The following is a 968-nucleotide window of genomic DNA, read 5'->3' on the forward strand; positions in this document are numbered from 1 at the left end:
GATATCGCCGCAATGCCAGAAGCAGTGTTCCTGCGCCCTGCAAGCTACTACGACACCCCGAAGCAGGAGGACTAACCCATCATGACCACGATCCATCTTGACGATGACATCCGTGCAACGCTGCGCAAGCTGCGGCTTTCAACCTTCGCTGATACCTTCTTCGCACTTGCCAGTGCAGATGAAGCAAACACCGAGTTGCCTGAAGAGATATTTCTCAAAGCCGTGGAAGAAACCGCCCACAAACGTCGCGCGCAAAACATCACCAAAGCCATCACCCAAGCAAAGTTCCGGTACCCAGGTGCAACACTTGCCGAGCTGATAAACGTCGAAGAACGCGGCCTGAACCTTCGTCAACTCAAACGCATCGCTGCAACACCCTGGCGTGAAAACCCCGGAAACGTCCACCTCCTAGCCCCAACAGGGGCAGGCAAGACATACATCGCCTGCGCCATCGGAGTTGCTGCATGCCAGGCTGAATACAGCGTTGCGTACTACCGGCTCGACCAGCTTGTAGATGAATTAGCGGCCTTCCCGCCGACAGATGAGCGTTACGTAACCAAGATGCGCAGGCTACAAAACACTGACGTGCTCATCCTTGATGATTTCCTGACCATTGGAATCAACCAACGCGGGCAAGAAGACCTAACGAAGATCATATTCGACCGCGATGGCAGGCTGCCGACGATCATCGTTTCCCAAACCACTGCCGCATACTGGGTACAAAAACTTCCCGACCCAGTCGCAGCTGACTCCCTCGTCAGCAGACTCAACACCGGCCAACGCGTCGAACTCGGTGAATACGACATGCGCCACTTCCTAGCCACCCAACTAGAAACCGAGTAACACACCACCATCAACAGGCCCCGCGACGAGCAGCAGCCCCAACCCGTCGCGGGGCCCTACCAACTACCCGGAATCCAGCCCTACCACCGTTTCGGAATACCCCTACCAACTACGCGCACTCAGCA

1 protein-coding gene is annotated in these 968 nt (G+C 56.0%); it reads left to right on the forward strand.

Going from position 1 to position 968, the window contains the following annotated elements; genetic code table 11:
- Positions 1–81 precede the first annotated feature (81 nt).
- Entirely contained in the window at positions 82–843 is a 762-nt protein-coding gene (locus tag HMPREF2734_RS01195; protein WP_070422898.1) for an ATP-binding protein, read from the forward strand.
- Positions 844–968: the final 125 nt, after the last annotated feature.

The sequence above is a fragment of the Corynebacterium sp. HMSC055D05 genome (assembly GCF_001810365.1).
Taxonomy (GTDB): Bacteria; Actinomycetota; Actinomycetes; order Mycobacteriales; family Mycobacteriaceae; genus Corynebacterium; species Corynebacterium coyleae.

Bases quoted from the DNA above. Each gene is read 5' to 3' on its own strand.
- HMPREF2734_RS01195 (WP_070422898.1), top strand. From the start codon at position 82: ATGACCACGATCCATCTTGACGATGACATCCGTGCAACGCTGCGCAAG.